The sequence below is a fragment of the Campylobacter massiliensis genome, from assembly GCF_014253065.1.
In the GTDB taxonomy this organism is placed as follows: Bacteria; Campylobacterota; Campylobacteria; order Campylobacterales; family Campylobacteraceae; genus Campylobacter_A; species Campylobacter_A massiliensis.
In genome coordinates, this window is record NZ_JACLZK010000001.1 from 1 (window position 1) to 25,779 (window position 25,779).

Below are 25,779 nucleotides of genomic sequence, written 5' to 3' on the forward strand. Positions count from 1 at the left end.
CTTTTTTCTTCATTTGCCCATTTTACAAAAGATTCGGTATCTTTAAACGTAGAATTTTCATCTGAACAATGTTGCTTATAGTAGTCTATCTCTTTATCAAATTCTTCTATCATTTTCGGGTCTATCGGCTTTGGTTTGTATTGTAAAAGACCGTCTTCATATAGTAGCGAATAAGGAGCATATTTGTATTTATCATACTTTTTCTTTATCTTTTCTTCGGCCTCTTCGTCTCTGCCTTGATTCATTTTATAGATGTATTTTTCTTTTTCTTTTGTATAATATTTTAAATTATCATTGCACACTTTATATGCCTCCTTTAACTGCTCTTTATTTGGAGCGCTCGGTAGGTCGTATTTTATAAAGACGTCAAGCATGGGCTCGTAGTTTTCGTAGTTGCCTAGATATGCCCAGCCGCTTTGTTCTAACGGTCTGTTTTTCTCTTCTTCTTTTATGCCTTCTGGCCCGATACCCATTTCAAATTTTTTAGGTTTATACCCTGTGCTTAGCATTAGTTCCGCCATTTGGGGTAGATTTCTATTTACTACGTAGAAAAACGGATCCGATTTATATCTAGTGCTCGACTCTACGCATTGCGGATTATTTAGATCCGTCTCTGGACGCCTCTGATCGTATTTGTAGCGTATTGTTATGTTATTCTCGCCGTTTATGATTATGGATTCAAACCTGGAAGAATCATAGTATCTGTTTGTATAAATATGCGGCGATACATACTCCACCTCTTCAAATTTAACCCCTTTATCTAGTAATATCTTAGCCGTATCAACGGAGTTTAACATAATTGCATAAGCCATAGGAGATAGGCCGAATCTATCTTTAGCCCTGATACCCGCCCCTAAATTTAGCAAGGCATTAAAGGTATTTACGTCGTTTCTAAAAGAGCTGTACATCAGCGGAGTTCTTTTGTCTCTCATCTCTACGTCGGCGGTTAGATTGTTGTCTTTGATAAATTTAACTACGAAATCGGTATCTTTTCTATCAAGAGCGGCCCTTAAAGGTACTAGCGTAGCGTTTTTCTCCTCGTCGCAAACGATATCTCTAACTCCAAATCCAAACGCCTCTATCTCCTCTTGCGTTACGTATTTAGCTAGCTCGGAGTTTGGATCTATCTTGGTATCGGGAGTGACGGTAAAACCCGTGGGCATAGAGCCTGATCCAAATTTATCGAATTTAACTCCTAAAAAAGAAAGATAAAAGAGGATAGCAGCAAAGGCTGCGAGGGTGAATAGAAATTTAAAAAAGCTTTGCAAATTCGATCCTTTTGCTTATGACTAAATTTGCGAAATCTTAGCCAAAGGGCGGTTAAATTTGAGTGAATTTGGGGGCGGTAAATTTGAAAAAAGCGGGAGTAAATTCGGGCGGGTTGAAATAAAGCTAAAATAAATTCATACCGAAAACGGACGGGTTTATCTCGCCAAATTTAAAGCGCAAATTTGCCTGCCGGCACGAGCCTAGCAAGCAAATTTAAGCGCGCAGTCCTCAGTCGTCGAACTCTTGCGAGATAACGGGCGAGAACTCCTCCCAGCGGAGTTTGGTTTTGGCCGTAGGCATCTTGCTTTGAAACGGCTCTTTTTTCATCGAGGCTACCGCCGCGCTGTCGCCGATCGGCGCCGCAGGAGCCTCTACGCCTAGCACCGCACGCTCAAGCTCGATAAAATCGCGCAAGATAACTGCGTAAGAGGCGAAAAAGTCGGCATTTTTGTGAGCGGATAAAAATTTGATAAATTCGTCGATAAATTTGTTTGTAACGTCCGTAAATAGCTTGCTGCTGATATTTGCCGCGCCCGCTATCTCGTCGCGCAAAAAGGTCGCCGTGGCCAAAAATATAAATCCGACGTAGTCCTCGCTGTCCTTGCAGGCCTCTTTGTCTCTGCGGTACGGGCTTAGCTTCAGACACTCGATCACGCGCAGCCTAGCCGCGCCGTCGTCGCGCCCATCCTCGTAAAAGGAGGCGTTTAGCGGGATGTTGGAGTAAGAAAAGTCAAAAAGCACGTCGTTTTGCTCTCTGGCAAATTTCTCAAAGTCGAATTTTGCCAAATTTGCAAACGCAGCCTCGCTCTGGGGCGTAACGGGACTGGTCGCTAGGTAGGCTAGCTGCTCGCGCCAGCGGTCAAATTTACCGCCGTGCTCGTGAAAAAACAGCGGATAGGCCAAAAACTCGTAAAAATACGCGCGCGCCTTGGTTAAGTTATTATCCATTTAAAACCTCTTCTTTCATTTGATCCATTTGCGCTTTTATCATTACTTTGGCCTTGCAGTCCGAGCAGCAATAAAGCGTCTTTAGCTTGGCTTTGTCGCCGTTAAATTTAGGCGCCATGATCGAGGCGATCTTCTCGACGGCCTTTTTGGTCGCAAACTCCTTGCCGCACTCGATACAGGCGAAAAGCTCGTCTCTGGCTAGCTCGTTAAACGTAAAGAAACTAGGCTCCAGGTCGATCTTGCCCGGGCGTAAAAATATCGTGTCTTTTTCCGCGCAGCTAAGCTCGCAGTATCCGCACGCGGTGCAGACGCTCGGGTTAAAGACGATGGAGTTTGTTTTCTTGTCCGCAACTAGTGCAGCGACGTTGCACGCTCCCACGCAGCTTAGGCACAGCGTGCAGGTGTCGCGGTTTATCTCGACGCGGCCGTACCTGATGAGCTCTGTGGTGCTAACGGAGCCTAAATTTTGATCTCCGACTAGCCACTCTAGGCGTTTGGCGAAAATCTCGCGCTTTGGCATGGCGTACTCGGCGATGGAGTGTTGCGAGCCCTCGATAAATTTGGCCTGAGAGAGGGCGCTTTTTAGCTTGTCTTCGTTTTGCACGACCAGGACGGCTTTTTCGTTAAATTTAAGCTCGTAAATTTGATTTAAAATATCCACCGCGTCTTTGGTGCCTTTGCCGATATTTTGCTCGTAGATCACGACCTGCGCGCCGCTTTCTTGAAGTAGCGTGAGCAGATGCGTCTCGCTCAAAAATCTCTCGCCGCTCACGGCAAAAGGCAGCACGTTTGCGGGTAAATTTACGCTTAGGTTTTCTAAATTTGCCTTTGCGGGTACGACTAGCGCGATCTTGCCGCGGTAGAGTTTGGCTATCTGGGCAAACGAGTTTCGCGGCATATCGGAGTAATCAAGCGCGCCGCTAGGGCACACGCTCACGCAGCCGCCGCAGTTTACGCAGTCGATATGCGAGAAAACTAGGTGTTTGGTCTCGTCCTCTTTTAGTATCGCTACCGTAGGGCAGGCCTCGACGCATCTGCCGCAGATCTCGTGTCTGCGCTCGTGATACTGGCAGATCGTGGAGTCGTAGTGGACGTGGCTTTTAAATTTAAATTTCGGACTTTGCGCGTCTAGCAGCAAGGCGATTTCCTCGTCGCTTTTGCCCGCGATCTCGTAGCAACCGCTTTGCTTTAGCATGTATTCGCGCGCGTTTTCTACGAGGAAAAAGTCGCAGTCTACCTCAAACTCGCCGTCCGGGCGCAGTACTAGCACGCTTAGCTCGCCTGCGGCTCCGTAGATAAATTTGATCTCAAAATGCGTCAGCTCGATGGTTTTAAAGCCTTTAACCTTAAGCAAATTCGCCAAATTTTCGCGTCCGCCGTTGCTAACGATCACGACATTTTTGCCGACTTGCTTTTCGTAGTCGATGTCGCGCGCTAGGTCAAAGGCGCTAGCTCTAGCCTCATAAAGCAAAAGCGTGTTTTTGGCTTTATCTAGCACCGAGTCGGCGGTGTTTTTTAGATAAAAATTTATCTCAGGCGCTACGACGCTTGATTTTAGTTTAGGCGAATTTGAGACGAGATACTCGCCTTCGCCGTTTATCTCAATCTGCTCGTTTAGCATCAAATTCTCGTCAAAATCGTTGTAAAAACCGAATTCTTTCATGATTTTCTCCCCGCGCTATGCGTTATCAAAATTAAGCGCATTTTAATACTAAAGGCATTAATAGGCTCTGAATTTTTATATTTATTTTTTTTAATAAGATTAGATTTATCCAAATTTATGCTAAAATCGCGCTCGGTAACACAAATTTACTAGGAGCGAATTTGAACGAACTACGAAAACTTCCGCAGATAGATAAATTTATAAAAAACGAGCGATTTTCCGGGCTTGATATTAGCTTGCTAACCAAAGTCGCTAGGGCCGAGCTAGAGAGCCTTCGCGCTCAAATTTTAGGCGGCAAAAACTGCCCCGAGACAGGCGAGATCGTCCAAAATACGCTCGAAAGATACGAAAAGGCGTCAAATTTGAGCCTACGCAATCTAATAAATGCAACAGGCGTCATCATCCACACAAACCTCGGCCGCAGCGCGATCGATCCTGAAATTTTACGCCGAGGAGCGCCCGTGATTACGGGGTATTCAAATTTAGAATACAGCGTCGAAAAGGGCGGCCGCTCAAATCGCTACGACTACGTGGGCGGACTGCTGGCGGAGCTTTTCGGATTTGAGGACGCCGTTATAGTAAATAACAACGCAAGCGCCGTGTTTTTGGTGCTAAATACCTTCTCAAAAGGCGGCGAAGCTATCATCAGCAGGGGTGAGCTAGTCGAGATCGGCGGGAGCTTTCGCGTACCCGAAGTCATGGCAAACTCGGGCGCGATCCTGCGTGAAGTGGGCACTACCAATAAAACCAACCTGCGCGACTACGAGGGCGCGATAAACGAAAACTCAAAGCTGATTTTAAAGGTGCATAGATCAAATTTCGACATCGTGGGCTTTAGCGAGGACGCGGCGATGCCGGATCTTAGCGCGCTGGCAAGAGAGCGAAATCTCATTGATTATTTCGATCTTGGCGGCGGATTTTACGGTGAGCTGCCATACGGCCTCGAGCGAAACGAGCCTAATCTAAAAAATCTAAAAGAGGCCTCGCTCGTTAGCTTTAGCGGCGACAAGCTCTTTGGCTCCGTGCAGTGCGGCATAATCCTAGGTAAACGCGAACTCATCGCAAAACTAAAGAAAAATCAGCTACTAAGAATGCTGCGCGTGGATAAGGTGATCATCTCGTTACTGGCCGAGAGCGCGAAAGCCTACGCAAACCGCGAATTTGAGCTTATCACGACGGTAAAGCAGCTCTATAAAAGCGTAGAGGAGCTAGAAAACACGGCAAATTTCATAAACTCGCGGCTAAAAAATCCGCTTGAAATCGTGCGCACTACGACCTTCGTAGGCGGCGGCACTATGCCAAACAAACGCATACCTAGCGTCGCGCTAGCCGTCAAAGGAAACGCGAACGAGAACGAGGCTAAATTTAGGAAAAATCTCGTGATCGGCCGCATCGAGGAGGGTAAATTCCTGCTCGATCTTCGCAGCGTGCTGGAAGCGGACGTACAAAATTTGATAGAAAAAATCAACGAAACGGATGAAAAATGAGCTTAATAATAGGAACGGCCGGGCACATCGACCACGGCAAAACGGCGCTGATAAAGGAACTAAACGGCTTTGAGGGCGACAGGCTAGAGGAGGAGCAAAAGCGCGGGATCACGATCGATCTTAGCTTTTCAAATTTGAGCAAAAACGGCGAAAATATCGCATTTATCGACGTGCCTGGGCATGAAAATTTGATCAAAACGATGATCAGCGGCGCGTACGGATTTGACGCGTGCCTCTTCGTCGTGGCGGCAAACGACGGGCTAATGCCGCAGTCTTTGGAGCATTTGGAGGTTTTAAATATCCTTGGCGTTCGCTCGCTTATCGTCGCGCTAACTAAATGCGACCTAGCTAGCGCGGAGCTAATAGAGCAGCGAAAGGGCGAAATTTACGCCGCTGCGCAAAACTACAAAAATCTACAAATTTTGGAGATTTTCCCGGTTAGCATTAAAGATAGCGCGAGTATAGACGAGCTGCGAAATTATCTTTTTACGCTAAAGGCGGCTAGCCGCGAGCAAGAGGGCGTTTTTAGATACTATATCGACCGCGTTTTTAGCCTAAAAGGTATCGGAAACGTAGTCACGGGCACCGCGATAGAGGGCAGCGTGAGCAAAAACGAGAAGCTGTTTAACTATGATGCTGGCAAAGAGGTGCAGGTGCGAAGCGTGCAGAGCCACGATACCTTCGTCGACCGCGCGGGAGTTAGCAGCCGCGTGGCGCTAAATTTGACGGGAATCGAGCTAAACGATCTAAAAAAAGGCCAACTGCTTAGTAAAAAGGGCTTTTTTAGGGGATTTCGCGAGATAGACGCGATCGTTTTCGCTCGCGAGCTAACGCACGGGCAGAGCGTGACGTTTTGCGTCGGCGCAAAGGCCGCGCCCGCAAAGGCGCTGGTTCTTAGCGAAAAAGAGGGCGGGATATTTGCGACGTTTAAATTTGAAAGGGATATGTTTTTAAAATTCGACGAGCCGTTCGTGCTTATCGCAAATGGTCGCGTCATAGGCGGCGGCAGGGTGTTAAACGCCGTGAGCGAACCGATGAAAAAATCAAGCAAAATTTCGTTTTTAAACTCGCTGCTTAAAAAGGACTTCGTAAGCGCATTTGCGATGCTAAAAGATACGCATAAAAACGGCTTTGGCATCATCTCGGCCTATCAGCGCTTCGGGCTAAATCACGAGGAGGCCGTAGCGATAGCAAAACAAACGCCAAACGTATTCGTCGATGAAAAAGCGCTAAATATCTACGATCTAAGCGCGGTCGATCGGATAAAAAGCGCGGTCAAATTTATGATAGAAAAGAACGAATTTGCGGTATTTTCGGCTACTAGCATCAGCCTAAAGCTCTCGTGGGCTAGCGAAAGCATCGCTCAAAAAGCGCTTGATGAGCTAGAAAGCGCGGGCGCGATAACCAAAAACGACGGCGTCTATACCAAAACGGGCGTCGATATGAGCAAGCTAAAAATCAGGCTTGAGGAGAAAATTTACGAGATTTTGCAAAGCGGAAATTTAGCCCCCCTGGCGCCTTATAACATCTACGACGAGCTTGAGATCGACCGAGTTAGCGGCGATAACGCGCTAAAAAAGCTAACGGGCATCGGCCGCGTGGTTAGGCTCGCGCACAATCTTTTCGTAACGTCAAAAGCCCTAAGCGAGGCGCTTGCCAAGCTAAAAGCTATCATCTCCGCGCAAGGGTTCGTAAACGTAACGAACGCGAAAGAGGCGTTAAATTTAAGCAGAAAATACATAATCGCCTACCTCGAGCAACTCGATCTGGATCCCAATATCGTTAAAAACGGCACCGACCGAGTTTTAAAAGCGTGATTTTTTATCTATTTAAAAAAAGCAAATATAATCCGCGCAAATTTTTAAAAAAGGAATGAAATGAAAAAAATAGTTTTGTCGCTAATGGCGGCTTCTGCGATGTTTGCGGCGTCAAACGAGCAGGTAGTCGGTTTTTACTCGCAGATGGTCGGCGAAGGCGTGAAAGTAAACGTAACCGAGCGTAAACCGATAGCCGACGGCATCGAAGCGGTCGTGGTAAATTTGAGCAACGGCCAAGTCAGCCAAGACGAGGTTATCTTTACTAAAGGCGACCTGCTTTTCCCCGACATCATCGACCTAAAAGCGCAAAAAGCCTACATGCAAGAGATAAAAAAGGAAATTGCGGCGAAAAACATCTCAAAAGTATATAAAAGCGAGCAAAAAGAAAATATCATCACTCTAGGAAACGACTCTAAAAAGCCTACTATCGTGATGTTTTCCGATCCTGAGTGCCCATACTGCCGCTTAGAGCTTGAAAAGATCGAAGCGACGCTAAAAGAAAGCAACGTAAAGCTAATCTTAACTCCGGTTCACGACGTTTCGTCTTTGCAAAAAAGCTTTTTGATCTATAAAGACGCAGCAAGCGCAAAAACCGATAGCGATAAGATCAAAATTTTACGAAAATATTTCGCGGACGACTATAAGGTAGCAGACGGTGCAGTTAGCGACGCAGACGTTAAAGCGATGGATAACTTAAGACAAAAATACTCCGCTGCAGGCGTTCGCTCCGTGCCTTTTATAGTAAATTTAAGCGACCTGCAAAAATAATCTCTAACGCAAATTTGAGCTAAATTTACCAGATTTAGCTCAAAAGCCCTAAATTTTCATAAAATATACTTTTATAACTTGATATATAGTATTAAAACTTAAGCTAAATTTTAGATTTCCTTAACTATTTATTAAGTTTCATAATTAATCTAATATTTTTACTTCGTTTATTCTCAAAATATGCTAAATTTGCATAGTGATATTTTAAAATATGCAAGTGCCCTAAAATACGCGCCTGTAAGGCGCACTACGCCTAGGAAATATGCAAAATTTGAACAATATCTTTCTAAAAACGTCTCAAAAATTTCAAATTTGGGATTAATAAGGAGAAAACATGCAAGGATCAAGACGAGATTTTCTCAAAAAATCTCTGAAGGTCGGCGCGGTAGGCGGGACTGTATTGGCCGCTGCAGCTATCGCAAAACCGACTAGCGACGAGCTTGCTCCTGACGACAACGGCGTAGTTGTCGGCAAGTCGAGCAAAAAAGAGGTGCTTTACAAAAAAAGCAAAGAGTGGGAATACTACTATAAGATCGCTTACTAAGGGAGAAAACCATGAGTGATTCACGCATAGGAAGACGCTCGTTTTTGAAGCTTGCCGCTCTTGGTGCCGGTAGCACGATGGCATTTGGCGAAAACGAGACGTTTAGAAAGGCAACCAACGAGGAGATAAAAAATCCTTACGAAGGTTCAAAAAAGGTTAGAACGATTTGTTCTATTTGTTCGGCTGGCTGCGGTATCGAAGCCGAGGTAAAAGACGGAGTATGGGTACGCCAAGATATGGCTATGTATCACCCGATCTCTCAGGGCTCGCACTGCTCTAAGGGAATCGATCAGATCGACCTTACGAAATCAAAACAGCGTATCAAATTTCCGATGAAAAAAGTAAACGGAAAATGGGAGCGCATCAGCTGGGAACAAGCCGTAAACGAAATCGGCGATAAGATGCTACAAATCCGTAAAGAAGACGGTCCTGATAGCGTAGTTTTCTTGGGTTCGGCTAAATTTAACAACGAGCAGGCTTACTATTTCCGCAAATTTGCGGCGTTTTGGGGTACAAACAGCAACGATCACGTAGCACGCATTTGACATAGCGCAACAGTCGCCGGTGTGGCGAATACTTGGGGTTATGGCGCGATGACGAATCACTTCGGAGATATGACGGCAAATTCAAAAGCGATCTTTTGTATCGGTGCGAATTCGGCTGTAGCAAATCCCGTCGGCGGTATGAAGCATATGTTGCAAGCCAAAGATAGAAACAACGCAAAATTAATCGTAGCGGATCCGAATTTTACTAAAACGGCTGCGCACGCGGATCTTTACTTGCGTCAGCGTTCAGGAACAGACGTGGCTCTTATTTACGGACTTATTCACATTATCCTTAAAAACGGCTGGGAAGATAAAGAATTTTTAGAAAACAGAACCTACGGCATCGAAGAGGTTAGAAAAGAGGCCGAACACTGGACTCCTGAGCTTACTTCGGACGTTACGGGCGTACCGGTAGATAGACTCATAGAGGCTGCTAATATAATGGCGCATACGAAACCGGGAACGGTTATCTGGGCTCTAGGCATCACCCAGCACTCGGTAGGAACGTCAAATACCAGAATTTTACCTATCCTTCAACTAATCCTAGGCAATATGGGTAAACCGGGCGGCGGCTGTAATATCATCCGCGGCCACGATAACGTTCAGGGCTCTACCGATATGTGTAATCTTTCTGATAGCTTGCCGATGTATTACGGACTAGGAGACGCCTCGTGGAAATACTACTGCAAAGGCTGGGGCGTTGATTACGACGAGTTTATCAAACGATTTGCGGTTTCGACAAAAGAGCCGAAACAAGGCGGCGCTCCGGTAAAAAATACCGTATTTGAAGAGTATTTTTATCACGATCCGCAAAATCCGGAAGATAGAAACTGGAGAAACGAAAAAGGCTGGTCGCTATCAAAATGGTGGCAAGGCGTTCTAAAAGAGGAAAAAACCTATACAAGCGGTAAGCTTCGCGTTCTTTGGGTTCAAGGAACCGGTATCACCTCTATGGCTCACCTTACAAAAATTCAGCAAGCCGTCGACAAGCTAGATATGCTAGTAGTTGCGGAGCCTTTCGTAAATGAAGTTGCAATCCTAAGTGATAGAAAAGATGGAATTTACGTGCTTCCGGTGGCTACTGCGTTTGAAAACGAAGGTCATATAAGCTCGACTAACCGCTCTGGTCAATGGAGAACAAAAGTTGTTGAGCCACTTTACGAGAGCAAGACTGACCAAGACGTTATGTTCTTATTTGCTAAAAAATTTGGCTTTTATGACGAATACGTAAAAGGCATGAAGATGGCGACCGTTAATCACGAGCCAAAACAAGTTAAAGACGACTTTGTGTGGCCTGACGACGCTACAAACGAGATAGCTCGCATGGGTAAATCTATCGGCTATACCGGTAGAACGGCCGAGATGTTCAGAAGACATCAGGCTAACTGGCAAAATTTCGACCCTGATACGCTAATGGGTATCGGCGGCGACGTAAAAGGCGAATACTACGGTAAACCTTGGCCAGCATGGGACGAAAAACACCCTGGTACGCCGATACTTTATGATATGAGCAAGTCTTACGCAGAGGGCGGTTCCGGATTTAGAAATCGTTTCGGCTTAGAGCATAACGGCGTTAGTCAGCTAGCTAGCGAGGATACGACTTTGGTAGGATCGGACGTAAAAGGCGGCTATCCGCAAATTACCAAAGAAAATATCGAAAAAGTCCTAGGTATAACCTTAACCGAAGAAGAAAAAAGACTGATGGGAGCCACTTGGAGTACGGATCACAGCGGACTTATCTTAGAAAAATGCCGCGAAAAAGGCGTAGTGCCGTTTGGTAACGCAAGGGCTAGAATGATCGTTTGGGAATTCCTAGATCCGATCCCTAAACACCGCGAGCCTATCCACTCTCCGCGCTGGGATTTGGTGCAAAAATACCCGACTTTCGACGATCAGGCTAGAAACTTCCGCGTCGAGACGAAATACAAATCCGAGCAGCAAGCAAAAGACTGGAGTAAGGAATTCCCTATCGTATTTAGTACATTGCGCCTAGTAAACCTAAGCGGTGCTGGTATGATCGAGCGAACGAGTAAGTATCTAGCGGCGATCACGCCTGAGATGTTTGCTAACGTTCACCCTGAGCTTGCCCTAAAATACGGTATCCAAGATCGCGATATGATGTGGATCCACTCTCCGCAAGGCACTAAGATCAAGGTTCGCTGCTATCATACTCAGATGGTTACGCCGGATAGAATTTGTATGCCGTATAACTTCGCGGGCGTTATGCAAGGCGTGAGCTTAGAGGATCGCTATCCTGAGGGTACTAAGCCTTATACGATCGGCGAGAGTTTTAATACCGTAACAAACTACGGCTTTGACCCGGTTACTCAAATTTCGGAATTTAACGCCGGACTTTGCAGGATAGAAAAAGCGGACGGAGAGGGCTTTAACACCTTCTTCCACGAATACGGCGAAAATAGAGTCTAAGGAGTAAGAGATGGCAAGAATGAAATTTTTCGTAGATACAAACAGATGTATCAGCTGCTTTGGATGCCAGGTTGCTTGCTCTTCGGCTCACGAGCTCCCTGTGGGGCTCTACCGCCGCAAGGTCATCACGCTAAACGACGGTATAGAGGGTAAGGAAGTATCGACTACGATAGCCTGCCAACACTGCACCGACGCTCCTTGCGAGCAGGTGTGTCCGGTGGATTGTTTTTACATCAGAGCCGACGGTATCGTGCTTCACGATAAAAACAAATGCATCGGCTGCGGATACTGTCTATACGCATGTCCGTTCGGCGCGCCGCAGTTCCCAAGAGACGGAGCATTCGGCATAAAAGGCGCTATGGATAAGTGCACCATGTGCGCCGGAGGCCCTGAGGAGACGAATTCTCACGAGGAGCTTCATATGTACGGTCAAAACCGCATCTCAGAGGGCAAAGTCCCTATGTGTGCCGCCGTTTGCGCCACCAACGCGCTACTAGTCGGCGACGCCGCAGACGTGTCAAACGTATATCGCAAACGCGTTATGCTAAGACAAGCGGGCACTACTATCTAACTCAAATTCGGGGGCGACTCGCTCCCGAATTTTCTTTCAAATTTTACCTCTTAAATTTACTCAAATTTCAAAGTCGGATCAATCTAATAATCAAAAAATATAGCTTGTTGATAAGATTGATACTTGATAGCCGTTTTTATTTTCGCTAAAGTTTTAAAATGGTAAAATGTCCGCTTAAAACATATTTTATCGGAGTTTTTTATGAGCAAATTTTTAAAATTTATACTCGCGCTTTTTATCCCTTTTATGCTAAATGCAGCCGATACCGACTACGGCCCTGAGATACAGAGCATAAAAGATTCGTTCGTAAGCATTATGCAGCAGTATAAAGAGGGCAAGATCGACGAGGCAAAAACCACCACGCAAAATGCGTATTTTGGGCATTTCGAAAATATCGAAGCGGCAATCAGGGTAAATTTGGGGCAGAAAAAAGCCTACTCGATGGAGTCTAAATTCGGCAAAATCCGCAAAGCCATCATCGCTAAAAAATCCGTAGAAGAGATACAAGCGATAATGGACGATCTAAACAAAGAGATGGATGAGGTTTTGCCTGTCATAAACACCGGTCACAAGCTAGTGGGCGAATACTCCGATCCTAAAAACGCGGACGCCGCACAGACCGCTAAGGCTACTGAGGCTAGCCAAACTACGGCGCAACCTGCAAGTAGCGCCGCTATCGAGCCGCACTGGCAAGTGGTTTATAACGACATAAAAACAGCCCTTAGCGCTGCGGCCGCGGCCTACGAAAAGGGCGACAAAGACGCAGCAAAACAGCAGATAAACAACAAAGCCAAATTTGAGCTATATCGCAACACGAAGTTAGAAGAGGCTATCCGTAGATTTATAGACGGCGGTCAGGGTATCGACGGCGACATCCAAAAACGCATGGGTTCGGCGATAATAGCGATAAACAACGATGTAGCCGCCGACGTACTAAAGTCAAATTTGGAAGAGCTTGATGCGCTGATATACGAAAACGTTGCCAAGCTACCTATGGACTCGGGCTCGCTAGCTGCCAACGTGGTTTTACCTGATAGCGCCGAGGATGAAGCAGCTACTGATTTTGCGCCGGTGGTTGCAAACATAAAGGCAAAAATCGCCGACGCGATCAAACTTTACGCCGCAAAAGACGTAGCTAAAGCTATGAGCGATGCGCAGGATATTTACTTCGACGAGTTCGAAGGTAGCGGCATGGAAAATAAAGTAGGCGCGATAGACGTCGGTCTAAAAACTAAGATAGAAGGAAATTTCGGCGAAGTAGTCGCGTTGATGAAAGCGGGCGTGAGCGTCGAGAGACTCCAGCAAGCAGCCGATAACCTAGGCGCAAATTTAGACGCCGCGCTAGAAAAAACAAGCGGTAGCAGTTCGCCTTGGGCGCTATTTCTTTACGCGCTTACGATTATACTTCGCGAGGGATTTGAGGCGCTCATCATCGTAGCGGCCGTCGTGGCGTATCTACTAAAAACCGGCAACGAAAAGCGCATGAGCATCGTTTACAGCTCGCTTGCCGTAGCGGTTGTGTTAAGCTTTGTTATGGCGTGGATTATGAATTTGATATTTGCCGACGCTGCGGGTCAAAAAAGAGAGGTGATGGAGGGCGCGGTGATGCTTATCGCCGTGGGACTGCTCTTTTACGTCGGTTTTTGGCTACTTTCAAATGCGGGCGCGAAAAAATGGAGCAAATATATCCAAAGCCACGTCAGCGAGTCGATATCCGCAGGCTCTGCTAAGGCGCTTTGGTGGACGGTATTTTTAGCCGTATTTAGAGAAGGCGCAGAGACCGTGCTTTTCTATCAGGCGCTGATTTTCGACGCTAAAGATAGCGCAGGTTACTCGATGATCGCGCTGGGATTTGTAGTGGGTCTCGTCGTCTTGCTAGTTACTTACTACGTGTTTAAAATTTTTGCTATCAAAATCCCGATCAAACCGTTTTTCTTGGTCACTTCGGCGATCATTTTTTATATGTCGATCGTGTTTGTGGGCAAGGGGCTTATGGAGTTCGTCGAAGGTAAAATTTTCGTTCCGACTAAGATCGAAGGCTTCCCGACTATCGAGTGGCTGGGCATTTATCCGTATTACGAGAGCTTGGTGCCGCAGGCTATCATGATAGCGGCGCTGATCATCGGCGTAATCATAATGAAAAACAAGCAAGCCAAAGAGGCTTAAATTTGACGTTTCTAGCTTTCGCGGGTTGCCGCGAAGCTTAAAAATAAATTTACAAACCAATTAAAGGAGAGAACATGAACAAATTTGTTAAAACAGCTTTGGCATTCAGCCTTGCTGCTTCAGTAGCCGTAGCAGGCGAGTTTCCTATCGGCGATCCGGTAGAGATCAACGGTATGGAGATAGCTGCCGTTTATCTAGAGCCGATCGACATGGAGCCAAAAGGCATCGACCTAGCTCCAAGTAAAGCCGACATCCACCTAGAGGCCGACATCCACGCTATCGAGGGAAACAAAAACGGCTTTGCGGCTGGCGAGTGGATCCCTTATCTAAAAGTTAATTACGAGCTAAAAAACCTAGATAACGGCAAAGTTAAAAAAGGTACGTTTATGCCTATGGTCGCTCAAGACGGCCCTCACTACGGCGCTAACCTAAAAATGGACGCCGGCGTGGGCAACTACGAGCTAAAATTTCATATAGAAAATCCTGAAAAACAAGGCTTTGGTCGCCATGCGGACAAAGAAACCGGCGTGGGTAAATGGTTTGAGCCGTTCACCACGACTTATAAATTCCAATACACAGGCGCGCCTGCTAAATAGTTCGGGCTTAGAGCGGCTAAGTCCGCTCTAAATTTCACTTAAATTCTCAAATTTTAGGGCTAATCATGTCTATATATTTCGTCCAAGTTATCTCATCGTTACTGGGATTTGTCCTTTTTGCAGCGTTAAACAACGACAAAAAGAGCCTAAAAGCGCTGTTTTTACCCTCGGTTTTGGGTATCGCAGCGGGCATAGTCGTTTTTAAGATCGCTAGACTCACGCTTCACGACGTCGGGGTGAAAATGGTGTTTGACGCGGCTACTTTGGTATTTTTGCTAGTTAGCACGCTTTGGATTTTTATCAAATTTAACCCTGCAAAGATGATAACGTTTTTCGCCTTGGGTGCGGGCTACGGTCTAACCTATGCTCACGCGGGCGCGAATTTTCCGGTATTTGCCGGCGAGCTACTCGATACGCAGTCTATCATCAGCTTATTTTTGATGATATTTGCGTTTTTGCTCTTGCTGATTTTGTTTTTCGTAGTTTCAAATTTAAAAGAGTGCCTCTGCAAGCACGTCTTGTGGACGTTTTCGCTTCTTTCGCTTGCGGTTTTGATAGTGCAGGCTCTTTCAAACACGGGGCTCGAGTTTATGCGAGCGGGCATGATGCCTACATATCCGTGGGCGCTCTCGCTCGTGGCCAAGGGCATTTACTACACGACCTTTTCTCAGTATTTTTTCATCTTTTTAGTTTTAGTTTTGGCGGTTATAAATTTCAAAAAACGTCCGGCTCCGCTCTTAAAATCGGTCGTGGGTTCAAACAAATTTAGATTTAACAACGCGGCTAGAAATTTCATGGCGGCAAATTCAAAAAGCAGTGCGGCTATCGTCGTCACGGCTCTGATTTTCGGGCTTTACTACGATCTGCACGCGTCAAAACCGCCAGAGATATCTGATCCTATCATCGTAGAACCCGTAAACAACGAGTTTAAATTTGACGTCGAAAAACTCGCCGACAACGAACTTCACCGCTATGCCTACATAAACGACGAGGGCAGGGAGATAAGGTTTTTCCTCTTAAACCGCTTCGCCGACCGCGCTTCGCCGATCATTGTATTTGACGCGTGCGCGATATGCGGCGATATGGGTTATATAAAAAAGGATGCCGATCTCATCTGCATCTCGTGTAACGTGCGCATTTTCTTGCCGTCGGTCGGCAAAGAGGGCGGCTGCAACCCGATACCTATGCCGTTTGAATTTGACGGCAAATTTATAACCGTTACGCTAGACACTATCCAAAGCGGCGCGAACTATTTCTCAAAAGTTATCGAAAAGATGGTGCTAGATCCGGTAAGCCGCAACAAGGTGAGCAACCAAAACTCAAAATCGTATCTATACTACAACAGGACGTATTTCTTTGAAAACGAAAAAACTCAGGCGGAATTTGAAGCCAACCCTGAAAAATACGTCGACACGAACGGAACTCTAAAATGAAAAATATGCAACTAAGGCTTATAAAAAGCTCGATCACCGGCTCGAAGGTGCAAAAAGGTATGGCTTTTATCACCATACTTTTGGCGACGGTTTTGATTGCTTGTATGCTAAATATCACGCTAAAAATCGGCGATCAGATCGCTAGCGAGCTGCGCGGCTACGGCTCAAACATCGTCGTCTTACCGAAGGGCGAAGCGTTAGCAATCGAGATCGAGGGTAAAAACTTCACCCCGCTAAAATCGCAAAACTATCTAAACGAAGAGGATTTGCATAAGATCAAGGAAATTTTTTGGCGAAATAACATCGTGGCGTTTGCTCCGTTTTTAAACGGCGAGGTAAAGGACGCTAGCGGCGAAAAATACCAAATCACGGGCACTTGGTTTGATAAATTTGCAAACGTGGCTGACGAGCCGGAGTTTAAAACGGGCGTGAAAACGCTATTTGGCTTTTGGGCGGTTGAGGGCAAATGGATAGAGGACGACGACGTGCAAAACGTGCTCGTAGGCGAAAATTTAGCTGCGAAGCGAAATTTGAGCGTCGGCGGAGAGTTAAATTTAAACGGACGTAGCGTAAAAATCGCTGGCGTGCTAAAAGGAGCCGGCGAAGAAAGCTATAAGATCGTAACCTCGTTAAAGCTAGCCCAGGAGCTTCTAAATAAGCCCGGCCAATACTCAAAAGCCGAGGTTTCAGCCATGACGATCCCCGAAAACGACCTATCCGTCAAGGCTAGACGAAATCTAGACAACCTAGACAGCGCCGAATACGATATGTGGTACTGCTCGGCCTACGTTAGCTCGATCGCATATCAGATCGAGGAGAACTACGCGGGCGTAGCGGCAAAGGCGATGATGCAGGTAAGCGACGCCGAGAGTAATATCGTGAAAAAAATCCAAAGCCTGATGGGTATCGTTAGCATCATCGCGCTTGCGGTCTCCTCTATCGGTATTACGTCGCTGATGACAAGCGAAATTTATAGACGTAAAAAAGAGATCGGCCTGCTAAAAGCCATAGGCGCGAGTAACTTTGAAATTTACGCCCTTTTTGCGAGCGAAAGCCTAGTCGTGGCGTTTTTTGCGGGCATTTTGGGTGCGTTTTTGGGCTACGCGCTAAGCTATATAATCGCTTACAGTATCTTTGGCTACGGTATCGGTATCGCGTGGATCGTGCTTCCGCTTAGTATCGCTTTTGCGCTTCTTATCTCGATCGCGGGCTCGCTCGTGCCGATGAGAAGCGTCGTCAAACTCTTGCCTGCGGAGGTGCTATATGATCGCAAATAAGGGCTTTTTTTATAACGTCATCTTTAAAAGCCTGCGCTTTGGCGCGGCTAGAGTAGGCGTCATCATCGTCTCTATCCTGCTTGGAGCGTGCGTGACGGCGGCGTTTGTAAACGTATATCTGGATATCGACTCAAAAGTAACGAAAGAGCTAAAAAGCTACGGCGCTAACGTGGTTTTCGCTCCTGCAGACCCCGTTAGCGACGCGATAGACGAGGCTAAATTTAACGAAAAGATCGCCAAAATCCCAAGCGACAAGCTACTCGGACAGAGCGGATATCTTTTCACGCAGGTAAATATTGGTCCTACGACTGCGATCGCCATGGGCGTCAAATTTAGCGATCTAACGCGGGTTAAGCCGTTTTTGGAGGTTAAAGAGGGGCAGGGCATAACGCTTGATTTTGACGAGAGAAACGCGCTAATCGGTACCGATCTAGCTAAACAAAGCGGCTTTAAGGTCGGCGACGTGATCGAAGTAAGACAAATCGGCGCGAATTCGGGCGAAAAGGTAAAGATCCGCGGCATCGTGCAAGACGGCGACAAGGAGGACTCGCTGCTCATCATCTCGCTACCTCTAGCGCAAAAGATAGCAAACGAGCCAAATACTCTAAACTACTCCGAGGCCGTAGTAACGGGCAAATTTGATTACATAAGCGAGCTTGGCAAAAGCCTTAGCGACGAGCAAATTTCCGTCAAACCCGTGGCTAAAATTTCAAAATCAGAGGGACTTATCTTGGACAAGATTAAGCTTTTGATGGCGCTTGTTAGCTTTGTCATTTTGCTCATCACTTCTATGTGCGTAAACACGACGCTAAGCGCGATTTTATTCTCGCGCTCAAAGGAGATCGCGCTGCTTAGAGCGCTTGGAGCTAGCAAGAAAAACGTGTTAAATTTATTTGGCGTCGAGACCTTCGTCACGGCATTTGCGGCGGCTTTGGCGGGCGCTATTTTAGGCTACGGCTTAGCGCAAATTTTAGGTTACGCGATTTTTGATTCGAGCATAGATTTTAGATTTATGAGTATACCGATAGCGATGGTTATCTCGCTAGTTTTTGCGGGCGTGGCCTCGATCTATCCGATCAAACGGGCGCTAGAAAACAAGATGGCCGATATTTTAAGAGGAGAATAATATGCAGTACGCGATAAGATTAAACGGGATAGAGAAAAGATTCGGCGAAGTAAGAGCGCTAGAGAGCATTACCTTTGACGTAAACGCCGGCGAGTGGGTCAGCATAATGGGTCCAAGCGGTAGCGGCAAAAGTACGCTGGTAAATATACTCTCGCTGATGGATGAGCCAACCGCAGGCACATATATGCTAGGCGGAGACGACGCTAGTAGGCTTAGCGACGAGGAGACGCTCAAATTTCGCCGCGAAAAGATCGGGCTGATATTTCAGCAGTTTCACCTCATCCCCTACCTAAACTGCGTCGAAAATGTGATGATAGCGCAGTACTATCACAGCAGCGTGGACGAAGAGGACGCTAAAAAGGCGCTCGAGCGAGTGGGGCTTGGACATAGGCTCGATCACCGTCCGAGTCAGCTTAGCGGCGGCGAGCAGCAGCGTCTGTGTATCGCGCGCGCCCTCATAAACGATCCTGATATCTTGATAGCCGACGAGCCGACGGGCAACCTAGATGAAGCAAACGAGCGCGTAGTTTTGGAGCTGTTTCAAAAGCTGCGAAGCGAGGGCAAAACGATCCTGCTCATCACGCACAACCCTGATCTTGGGCAGTTTGGCGATAAGATCGTCTATCTAAGGCACGGCAAGATGGAAAATATTCACCACGTGAGCGACGGCGAGCGCGCGGAGGCATGCGAGAGGCTAGCAAGTGAGCCAAAGGGTCAAAGCGCCTTTGCGACGGTTTAAATTTGGGAGAATTATGATAAAAAAATATATATTATTAGTCTTTGCGGCGGCGATGATAGCGGGCTGCGGAAATAGCGGCTTTGACAAGCACCACATTAGCCTAAACTCGCCAAAGGGCGTCGATACGCACTATTTTCCCGAGGGCAGGCGGCTTAAAACGGACGGCAAGCCCTATATGCTCTTTTTCTTTGGCACATCCTGCGGCGCCTGCGTAGCGCAAGCTCCGATCGTAAATGAAATTTACTCCGAGTTTAAGGACAAATTTGGTGTTTACGGGATATTTGGACCGAGCCTTGGATTTGATAAAGATATCGATATGGTGAAGCAGCACCATATCGACTACGACGTGATTAGCGATAAAGTTTCGGTCGATTATTTCAGCAAGGCCGTCGGCGGTGTGATGGGCGTGCCTGCGATCTTCGTCTTTGACGGCGAGGGTAATCTCAAAAAGCGCTTCATAGGACTCACTCCAAAAGCCACTCTAGAAAACGAGATCAAGCTGGTATTATAAATTTACTCAAACGTAAAGATTTAGTAGTAAAATACGCTTAAATTTGATCCTAAATTTGACCCGTCCGCGTTAAATTTGCGGTGGTCAAATTTGAATAAGGAGACGCGAAATGAAACTAAAAATTTTCTCTATTTTGCTATTTGCGATTTTTTTCGTAGGTTGCGGCGAGCCCCGCACGCCCGAGCTTTACGCTAGAAGCACGATGCCTATTTTTATAACAAACGGCGACGTAAAAAAAGCCTCGCGCAGCGTCTATGTTTATTTTAAAAACTCCTGCGGCTACGCAAACACGCTAGAAAATACCGTGCGAAACAAACTACTGCAAAACGGTTTTACCCAAAGCATGGATCAAAAGAGCGCCGATATCGTGATAATGGGCGATTTTGCGAGCTTGCAGCGCTTTGAACGACGCGAACGCCCGCGCGCGTATATGAGCATGGGTTATGGTTTCGGCAGCTACGGATACAGGCGCAGCATGGGCTTTGGCATGCTTTTTGGCGACCCGTTTGACGATGATTTTTACGACAGGACGGATTATTATCTTTATAGAGCCTATATCAGCGTGATGATCCGCGCAAACGGCAGCGAACAAAGAACCAATCTCGAGATCGAAAGCGGCCAAAATCTTTATTCGCCAAGCTACATAATCCCATACATAGAAGAAAAGGCGGCGACGCAGATACTCGGGTTTTTCTATCCTTAACGGCTTGATTTTTTCCTTTATACTTCGTTAAAAACTCGGTTGGCTTTGGTCACGGACGACTAGTCTGCTCCCTCGCCTCCGTCGTTTCCGCCTCGTCTCCTCGTAGCGAAGTTTAGCTTCACTGCGTTCGCTACTGCAAGCAGAGCGTTACGAGCGCTTGCGCGAAGTAAAAAACAAAAATACTGCGCCTTATCGTTTTACGTTCAAATTTGAAGTTAAATTTTACCCACCGAGACCCGCATCTTGAAAACACAAATTTAAAAACGTGCGGCGCGATAGCGCCAGATAAAACTGCGCATAGCGCAGCAACCTCTCACGTGCAGTGGGGTAGGTAGGGGTTTCTGCGTCGCTGCGCTAGCAGCTGCAAGCAGACGGGGGCGGTTCTGCTTCTGGCAGTTGCGAGTGCATAGCACGACGCAAGGGGAAAGGGCGCTCTACTTTAGCTTCACTACGTTCGCTACCGTCGCCCTATGGGCTTGAGACCGCTTCGTTCGTATCTGCAAGCAAACCGTAAGTAGAAACCCCTTCCGCCACCCAAGAAAAAGAGAAAGGCGGATACAAAAGGGAGCTCTTTTGCTTCGGCTTTGCCTCGCCTTGTGCTTGCACTCTCTTTGAGAGCTGCTAGCAGAGTGTAATTCAAGCCCCTTCTCTCCTCTTAGCAAGAAAAACTAAATTTAATGCATAACGCCAAATTTAACCAAATCAAATTTAGCATCTTAAAGGTGCGGGTCTCGGTGCGTAAAATTTACGTTTATCAAATTTAACTCCGCTAACATCAAATTTGCCGCCGTCTGCAAACCAAACCGCGCGAAAATTTATAAATCTTATCTTAATGAAAATCAAGAAATATTCAAACATTTTTCTATATAATTGTGATACGAAAAATCAAAATTATCATAAAGGATTTCAAATGAGACTAGCTATCAGTCTGGCTGCGGCTGCGACGGCGCTATTTGCAAACGGCGCAAATCCCGACGTCATAAAGCCGGTAAAGGACTTTACGCCTCCGCCGCCTTATACGCCAAACATCGCTCAAAGCGCGTTTCCCGAAAATCAATTTGACCGCACGCCAAGGGATGATTATTTTTTCGTGACGGATTTGCTCGATAACTCTATGGATAAATTTCACGTCGCGGGCGGATTTTACGGCAGAACGTTTTACGGTTCGGGACTTTTTAAATACCGCGGTGCAAATTTCTACACGATTTTAAACGCAAATTTCTCTAAAGCTAACCGCTACAAAGACGGCGGCGGCAGGACGTGGAACTACGGCTACGTCAGGCAGGGGCAAAGCGCGGTCGTGGGTTTCGTGCCTAGCGAGCTAAGCGAGTTTAGATTTACGCTCGTGCACGATAACATTGACGACGACAAGCAGCCTCACCATCTCATGGATGCCGTCAAAACCGAGCGATACGTCGGTAAATTTAACGCTCGCATCGGCGCGGAGGATCTATCAAATACGCTAAATTTCGAGCTGATGCTTCGCGACGTGAGCAGAAACGCCGATAACTATCATCTAAGGAGTGCGGCGCAGACGGTCAAGGTCGAACTGGATAGAAAAATCGTGGACGTCGAGCTAAAATACGACGCGGACTTGGGCGACTTTCACAATCTCGCAGGTATCAGTTATCAGCATGATAATCACGAAGGCAAAAGGTACGTAAAACAGCCTAGCGGCTGGGTTTTTAACGGCTATAGATTTGCCGACGTGACAAATAAGCGAACGAGAATTTTTGATACGCTGAGTTATAAATTTAGCGACGCCCATAAGCTTAGCCTTGCGCTAAACTACGACTGGATGAAGTCAAATTTAAAGGGGCTAAATGAGCCTTATTTTGCGCCCTCCGTGCCGCTTAGGACGGTAAAAGGGCTTATCCGTAGCGTTTACGGATATGATTTTGACGGCAGCGTCAAGCAAGACGGCTTAAGCGCCAGCCTAAAATACGATTTTACGCCAAACGAGCTGGATAGCTACTACGCGGCGCTTGAGAGCTTGCAGCGCATACCCGGCAACATGGAACGATTTAACACGCTTTACGGACCGATGAATAACGGCTGGGTGAGCAACCCGCTGCTAAAGCCCGAGCGTCACAACCGCGTAAATTTGGGCTTTACCTACAAGAGCGAATTTTATAAAGATTACTTACGCTCGCGCCAGGGCGAGGATAGCTTTAGCGTGGGCGGGCACTTTATCGCAGACGACGCGCAGGATCTAGTTATCTACGATCGCCGCCACTCTACCGCGGCCGCGCCGATAAATAAAAACGCCGTCATCACGCGCAACGTCGATGCTAGAATTTACAGCGTAAATTTGCGCGGCGAGTATAATTTCGCGCGAAATTTCGGGCTAAAAACCTCACTATTTTATAACTATGGACAAAACAAAACCGACGGCAGACCGCTCTATCAGATCCGTCCGTTTGAGGCAAATTTGGCCTTTGATTACAAAGACTACGCGAGCTTTGGCAGCTACAACATCGGCACGGCGGTGCGCTACGTAGCAAAGCAAAATAGAGGCGACTTCGATAAATCCACCGGCTTTGGCATCGACAAGCGCGAAGCGGCTAAGAGCTTTACGACGATGGATGTTTACGGCGGATTTGAGTTTAAAAACAGCTGGGGCGTGAGGCTTGGCGTGACGAATATCTTTGATAAAGATTACGCCGAGTTTATCAGCGGCGAGCACGTAGGAGCGCTAGATCCTGATCCGGTGGTGCGTGCGCCGGGGAGGGCGGTGTTTGTCAGCTTTCACTCTAGTTTTTAAAATTTGAGCGGCGGCTTGTCTCGCGAGCGCTTTTTGCGGAGTTTGATAAAATTTAGCTCGGCGGACTACACGTCTAGCCTACGCTAAATTTTATCTGCACAACCCCAAAAATCATCTCACGATACTTCGCCTTATCGTTTTATGTTCAAAATTTGAAGTCAAATTTGCAAATTTGGGTTGCCGAGACCCGTATCTTGAAAACGTCAAATTTGATTCAAGCCCGCGACGCTTTGCGTCAGCAAAGCTATGTCGCCACCTCTCACGTGCAGTGGGGTAGGTGGGGGTTTGGGGGCGGAAGGGGCGACGCTTCGTAAGTAGAATCCTCCCGCCTCCCAAGAAAAAAATAAATTTGAGAGCTTAAATTTAATGAACCAAGTCAATAAAAAATCAAGATTTAAATCAAGGTTTTATATTTAAATCTTGGATATAATTATCAAAAATGAGTTGAGGTAAGCTCAAATTTGCCTCGAGTAAATTTAGCATTTTTGCGGTGCGGGTCTGGGCCGTCCAAATTTAACGCAAAGCTAAATTTAAGCGCTCGGTGGCGCGTAAAAATTGACGGGCGGCGCGGCAAATTTGAGCTCAAATTTAACCGCGAACAAAAGCGAAACGAAATAAAATTTAAAAATCTTAATACAAGGAGAAAGCTATGAACAGACGAGGATTTTTAGGACTCAGCGCGGCGCTGGGCGCGACTACGATGGCTCCTAGCCTTTTTGCGAAGGAAAACTTTACGATGTGGGGCGCGCCTGCGATCCCTAGCGTGATAATGGCCGTGGCAAGCATGCAAGGCGAGCTAGCTAAGACGCACGACGTGAAGCTGCGCATCTGGAACACTCCGGACGTCCTGCGCGCGGGCGTGGCTAGCGGCGATATCAAGGTCACTATGTCGCCCTCAAACGTCGCGGCGAACCTGCGAAATCAGGGGTTAAATTTCGCGATGTTAAATTTACTCACGCTTGGCGTTATGAACGCGATGATAAAGGACGAAAACATTAAGACGCTCGAGGACTTCGTCGGCAAAAAAATCATAATGCCGTTTAAAAACGATATGCCCGATCTCGTGCTACGCGCGCTCTGCAAGAAACGCGGCATAGACGCGAGTAAGCTTGATATCACGTATACCCAGACGCCGCCTGAAGCGGTGGGGCTGTTCATCCAAAAGGACTATGACGTACTTATCGTGCCGCAGCCTCTTAGCGAGGCGACGATTTTGCGCGGTAAAAAAGCGGGCGTGGCGGTGCATTACGGGCTTGATTTTCCTAAAACTTGGGGCGAGAGCTTTAATGCCAAGCCGTACATCCCGATGGCGGGAATCATCGTAAACGTGGACTACTACGAGGCAAATCGCGCGCTTTTTGAAACTCTGCACGCCGATCTAACGAGCGCGCTAAAATGGATCCTAGAAAACAAACAAAGCGCGGCTAAAATCGGCGCCGAGTATCTGCCTGCGCCCGAGCCTGCGCTAGCCGGGGCTTTCGATAAGGCAAATTTGACCGTAACAAAAGCGCATGAGTTGCAAGACGACGTGATGGCGTTTTTTGAGCAAATTTTCGAGTTTAATCCAAAGCTTCTGGGCGGCAAAATGCCCGATAAGAGCCTATTTTTATGATACTTATAGATAACGTCAAAAAAGACCGCGGCGCGTTTTTAAAGGTCGCGGACTACCTTTGGGGCGGCTTTAGCGGTCTTGCGACGATAGCGCTTATTATCGCGCTTTGGCAGATCGGCAGCGAGCTGGGAGGGGAGTTTTTACTCCCCGCGCCCGAGGCGGTTTTCGTGCGGGCTTACGAGCTTTTGGCGGATTATAAAAACAGTGAGATAAATATCACTCTCGTGCGCTCGCTAGTCGGAGTCGGCACGGCCTGTGCTATCGGTATCACGCTAGGTCTGGTTGCCGGAGCGTATAGGAGCTTTGCCGCGTTTTTAAAGCCCGTGATCACGACGCTGCTTTCTATGCCGCCTATTATTTGGATCGTTTTAGCTATATTTTGGTTCGGGTTTGGAGACGAGGGGGAAATTTTAGCCGTAAACGTCGTTTTTACCATCATCATCACGGTTTTGCCGCTAACCTTTGCTAGCTCGATGGTCGGCATGATGAGCGTTAGTGAGGAGCTAAAGGAGGTGTTTGACGCCTATAAACTAGGCATTTGCAAAAAGATTCGCCACCTATACGTTCCGCACCTAACCAGCCATATCATCAGCTCTCTAAGCGTCGCCGTGGGCATGGGCGTAAAGATCGTCATCATGGGCGAGCTACTGGGCGCAAACGATGGTATGGGCGCCAAGATCGCGAGCGCTAGAGTGATGCTAGATACCACCGAAGTGATGGCCTACGTCGTGCTTACTATCGCTATCATTATGCTTTTTGAGTATCTGGTTATCGAGCCGCTAAAGATCACGCTAATGCCGTGGAAAAGGTAGT

At 47.0% G+C, this 25,779-nt stretch carries 20 protein-coding genes; 17 read left to right on the top strand and 3 right to left on the bottom strand.

The window, feature by feature from the left end:
* The 3 genes from H7R39_RS00005 to H7R39_RS00015 form a co-directional block, all read right to left on the bottom strand.
* Nucleotides 1-1,268 (bottom strand): ankyrin repeat domain-containing protein (locus H7R39_RS00005; RefSeq protein WP_185897424.1); only part of this gene is annotated, 1,268 nt, incomplete at its 3' end.
* Nucleotides 1,269-1,497: 229 nt separating this feature from the next.
* On the bottom strand, nucleotides 1,498-2,217 hold the full coding sequence (locus H7R39_RS00010) for a formate dehydrogenase-specific chaperone (RefSeq protein WP_185897425.1): 720 nt from the start codon (nucleotides 2,215-2,217) through the stop codon (nucleotides 1,498-1,500).
* On the bottom strand, nucleotides 2,210-3,880 hold the full coding sequence (locus tag H7R39_RS00015; protein WP_185897426.1) for a 4Fe-4S binding protein: 1,671 nt from the start codon (nucleotides 3,878-3,880) through the stop codon (nucleotides 2,210-2,212). The genes H7R39_RS00010 and H7R39_RS00015 overlap by 8 nt, the downstream gene beginning before the upstream one ends.
* Nucleotides 3,881-4,041: 161 nt before the next feature.
* On the opposite strand from H7R39_RS00015, the gene selA reads away from it, so the two are divergent.
* The 17 genes from selA to H7R39_RS00105 all read left to right on the top strand — a co-directional run bounded on the left by selA (nucleotide 4,042) and on the right by H7R39_RS00105 (nucleotide 25,778).
* Nucleotides 4,042-5,367: an L-seryl-tRNA(Sec) selenium transferase gene (gene selA, locus H7R39_RS00020; protein ID WP_185897427.1), complete on the top strand. Its 1,326-nt coding sequence runs from the start codon at nucleotides 4,042-4,044 to the stop codon at nucleotides 5,365-5,367.
* Nucleotides 5,364-7,184, top strand: a complete 1,821-nt coding sequence (gene selB / locus H7R39_RS00025; protein ID WP_185897428.1) for a selenocysteine-specific translation elongation factor — start codon at nucleotides 5,364-5,366, stop codon at nucleotides 7,182-7,184. The genes selA and selB overlap by 4 nt, the downstream gene beginning before the upstream one ends.
* Before the next feature lie 60 nt (nucleotides 7,185-7,244).
* Complete coding sequence (locus H7R39_RS00030) at nucleotides 7,245-7,952, top strand: thioredoxin domain-containing protein (protein WP_122863134.1); 708 nt, start codon at nucleotides 7,245-7,247, stop codon at nucleotides 7,950-7,952.
* A gap of 334 nt (nucleotides 7,953-8,286) precedes the next feature.
* Entirely contained in the window at nucleotides 8,287-8,496 is a 210-nt protein-coding gene (locus tag H7R39_RS00035) for a twin-arginine translocation signal domain-containing protein (RefSeq protein WP_002948952.1), read from the top strand.
* An 11-nt stretch (nucleotides 8,497-8,507) separates the two neighbouring features.
* Nucleotides 8,508-11,468: a formate dehydrogenase subunit alpha gene (locus tag H7R39_RS00045; protein ID WP_267454373.1), complete on the top strand. Its 2,961-nt coding sequence runs from the start codon at nucleotides 8,508-8,510 to the stop codon at nucleotides 11,466-11,468.
* A gap of 10 nt (nucleotides 11,469-11,478) precedes the next feature.
* Nucleotides 11,479-12,039 carry a formate dehydrogenase FDH3 subunit beta gene (fdh3B, locus tag H7R39_RS00050; protein ID WP_002948963.1) on the top strand — a complete coding sequence of 187 codons (561 nt, stop codon included), beginning with the start codon at nucleotides 11,479-11,481 and terminating at the stop codon, nucleotides 12,037-12,039.
* Between the two features lie 201 nt (nucleotides 12,040-12,240).
* Nucleotides 12,241-14,205: an FTR1 family iron permease gene (locus H7R39_RS00055; RefSeq protein WP_185897430.1), complete on the top strand. Its 1,965-nt coding sequence runs from the start codon at nucleotides 12,241-12,243 to the stop codon at nucleotides 14,203-14,205.
* A gap of 74 nt (nucleotides 14,206-14,279) precedes the next feature.
* Nucleotides 14,280-14,801 (top strand): iron transporter, encoded by a 522-nt coding sequence (locus H7R39_RS00060; protein WP_185897431.1) that lies wholly within the window; start codon nucleotides 14,280-14,282, stop codon nucleotides 14,799-14,801.
* A 65-nt stretch (nucleotides 14,802-14,866) separates the two neighbouring features.
* Nucleotides 14,867-16,234: a Fe-S-containing protein gene (locus H7R39_RS00065; protein WP_185897432.1), complete on the top strand. Its 1,368-nt coding sequence runs from the start codon at nucleotides 14,867-14,869 to the stop codon at nucleotides 16,232-16,234.
* Nucleotides 16,231-17,511, top strand: coding sequence for an ABC transporter permease (locus tag H7R39_RS00070; protein ID WP_185897433.1), 1,281 nt, complete (start codon nucleotides 16,231-16,233; stop codon nucleotides 17,509-17,511). Before H7R39_RS00065 ends, H7R39_RS00070 begins: the two co-directional genes overlap by 4 nt.
* The gene (locus H7R39_RS00075) at nucleotides 17,498-18,637 is read left to right on the top strand and encodes an ABC transporter permease (RefSeq protein ID WP_185897434.1); all 1,140 of its coding nucleotides are present in this window, start codon (nucleotides 17,498-17,500) and stop codon (nucleotides 18,635-18,637) included. The genes H7R39_RS00070 and H7R39_RS00075 overlap by 14 nt, the downstream gene beginning before the upstream one ends.
* A 1-nt stretch (nucleotide 18,638) precedes the next feature.
* Entirely contained in the window at nucleotides 18,639-19,376 is a 738-nt protein-coding gene (locus H7R39_RS00080) for an ABC transporter ATP-binding protein (protein ID WP_002950334.1), read from the top strand.
* A gap of 13 nt (nucleotides 19,377-19,389) precedes the next feature.
* On the top strand, nucleotides 19,390-19,887 hold the full coding sequence (locus tag H7R39_RS00085) for a TlpA family protein disulfide reductase (protein ID WP_122873229.1): 498 nt from the start codon (nucleotides 19,390-19,392) through the stop codon (nucleotides 19,885-19,887).
* A gap of 109 nt (nucleotides 19,888-19,996) precedes the next feature.
* Nucleotides 19,997-20,590 carry a hypothetical protein gene (locus H7R39_RS00090; protein WP_185897435.1) on the top strand — a complete coding sequence of 198 codons (594 nt, stop codon included), beginning with the start codon at nucleotides 19,997-19,999 and terminating at the stop codon, nucleotides 20,588-20,590.
* 910 nt (nucleotides 20,591-21,500) lie between these two features.
* A complete protein-coding gene (locus H7R39_RS00095) occupies nucleotides 21,501-23,354 on the top strand; it encodes a TonB-dependent receptor domain-containing protein (RefSeq protein WP_185897436.1) in 1,854 nt (617 codons plus the stop codon).
* Nucleotides 23,355-24,003: 649 nt separating this feature from the next.
* Entirely contained in the window at nucleotides 24,004-24,966 is a 963-nt protein-coding gene (locus H7R39_RS00100; RefSeq protein ID WP_185897437.1) for an ABC transporter substrate-binding protein, read from the top strand.
* Nucleotides 24,963-25,778, top strand: coding sequence for an ABC transporter permease (locus tag H7R39_RS00105; RefSeq protein WP_185897438.1), 816 nt, complete (start codon nucleotides 24,963-24,965; stop codon nucleotides 25,776-25,778). Before H7R39_RS00100 ends, H7R39_RS00105 begins: the two co-directional genes overlap by 4 nt.
* Nucleotide 25,779 lies beyond the last annotated feature (1 nt).